General features: G+C 36.7%; 1 protein-coding gene and 1 pseudogene. Both read right to left on the bottom strand.

Translation table 11 applies throughout. The features are described from left to right. Positions 1-480: 480 nt before the first annotated feature. Positions 481-1647: a clostripain-related cysteine peptidase gene (locus DWZ47_RS30155; protein WP_061447515.1), complete on the bottom strand. Its 1167-nt coding sequence runs from the start codon at positions 1645-1647 to the stop codon at positions 481-483. A gap of 170 nt (positions 1648-1817) precedes the next feature. After that, positions 1818-2072: pseudogene (locus DWZ47_RS31215) on the bottom strand (mobilization protein); the annotation flags it as partial.

The raw sequence follows: 2072 nt of genomic DNA, 5'->3' as shown, positions 1-2072 counted from the left end.
TATTTTAGATTTTTATCGGTTTGACTTAACCGATTGAGAAATAAACTATTAGCGAATTATTTGAGAAATAGAGGTAACGATTTGGCAACTGTGCGAATTTCAGCGTTTTGCGTTGCTATGCTGTCAAATAACTCTTTCATTTGCAAATATAACATCTTTTTTCGAAAGTACGAACTGTTGGCAGCAATTTTATAAAATCAACTTGCGAAAAACGAAAATCATTCATCCCATTTACAAGTTGGCATGTTAAGAACATTGTCCGCTTTGTCATTTTGTTACCGGGATTTGTCCGCATGGTAGGAGAAGCGTACCAATCAGTCAAGTATGTTGTTTCATTATGTAATAGCCAGCTGTTTTTTGTGTAATACTCCGATAACGCTTTCTTTTTGCTTTTTATATGTGCAAGGGTCAAGCCCCCCCACGGATAGTTACTTCGTTGGAGATTTTGGACTATATCACAACTTGGTTCAGAGTGATAATTTAATGTGTGTCAATGCACCATGATGTTTTTGGGTAATCTACCATCTTGCTATTTGTACTTGGTTCAGAGGTTGTTATTCCTGAATATCTTTCAACTGTAATAGGACCTCTTGATGCCGTGTAGAATTCTTTGGTATGAGTTTTGTAAGGGATAACTTTCTCCAATAGTGTTTTAAAATTATTATATATTTCTGTGTCTGTACCACATAAAGTCTGTACATAATCTCCGAAATCATAGAATATCACAGGGGAGTAGCCATCCATACGCTGAATATTTATAGCTTGTGTACTATCAAAAGAATAATTAGAGTGAATATATTTCATTAGTTCTGCCAACTCATCCAAGTAAGAGCAGTCTGTTACAGCCAACGTTCCATAAGGATATTGATAGTTAGAATAAAACTGATAAAATGACTCACATATAGCTTTGTAATCTGGTTTTTCTGATAAGAGATATTTGCCTATTGTGGAATATGGCATACCAAAGACCATCACTTCTGTTGGACAGGCAATCATATAGTTGGTTACATGGCGTAACTCATAGGCAACTTCCAACGATGACATATAGCAATCATCAAATAGAATATACTCCATTGACAATCCGTTATTAGATAAGCTTTGAGCAAGAGTGCTTATGTTTGTTTGGTATTCTGCTGTTAATCCGCCAAAAAAACGTGTCATAGGAACATTCTCAAAATCCCAATGATAAACAAAATCTTCCTTCGCTTTGCTACGGCTTTGTACAACAGGAAGCCAGCCCGTGCCGTGACAACCGATAATCATTGAATAACTTTCAGCAGGAGCAAATGTTTTCATATCTCCGAGAATCTCTGTCAAACCAGCTTCTGTGGTAAAAGAAGGATTTACATATTCTTTTAAGATAGTCCTTTTACACGAACCGTTATTTAAAGTTATTTCAAACATCTCCGATTCAGAAGGGCTTGTAGATAAAAACACTATAATTCTTTCATTCTCTAATCCTTTTTCTTGTATAGCTTCTTCCATATCAGAAATGTTATTATAAAAATAACTTGTCAGATTTGTTGACCATGGGAGATACATAAAAACTGTTCTTTGATTATTGGTTTCTATTTCAAAGTCTTCTTTTTCACATGAAATAAATAAGAATACCAATAGTATAAAAGGCAATATTTTTTTTATTCTCATATTATTTTGATTTATAGTTCCGTATTCACGTGTATTTTTCCGAAAGTTTTTTGCTCGTCACGTATCCGGCATAGCTCCCGATATACTTTTAGGTGCAAATATAGCGAAAAGTGCCATTCATAAGACATCATGAACGGCACTTTTTTATTGTTTTCCAGCAAGATAAACGGTTATATCTTCATTCCTCTGCTTTTCCTTTGCGGTTGTATAGGTCGGCGAATATTCTGCCTTAGCTTGTCGAACTGTTCCTTGAACCACTCGGCAATGGGCTTTCGGTCAATGGCAAGAACCAGTCTCGTCCCGTCCGTGGGGTCTTTCACGACTTGAAACCCCGCCTTTTCGGTCGTGAATTTCCGTCCGTGTTCTTCCGAATAGAGTTCCCCTGCATACTCCAACGGCTTTCCCTTGACGAGCGTTGCGGTCTG

Source organism: Bacteroides sp. AF32-8BH (assembly GCF_003435205.1).
In the GTDB taxonomy this organism is placed as follows: domain Bacteria; phylum Bacteroidota; class Bacteroidia; order Bacteroidales; family Bacteroidaceae; genus Bacteroides; species Bacteroides ovatus.
Note: the sequence above shows the minus strand (reverse complement) of the source record. Positions and strands in the feature narration are given on the sequence as shown.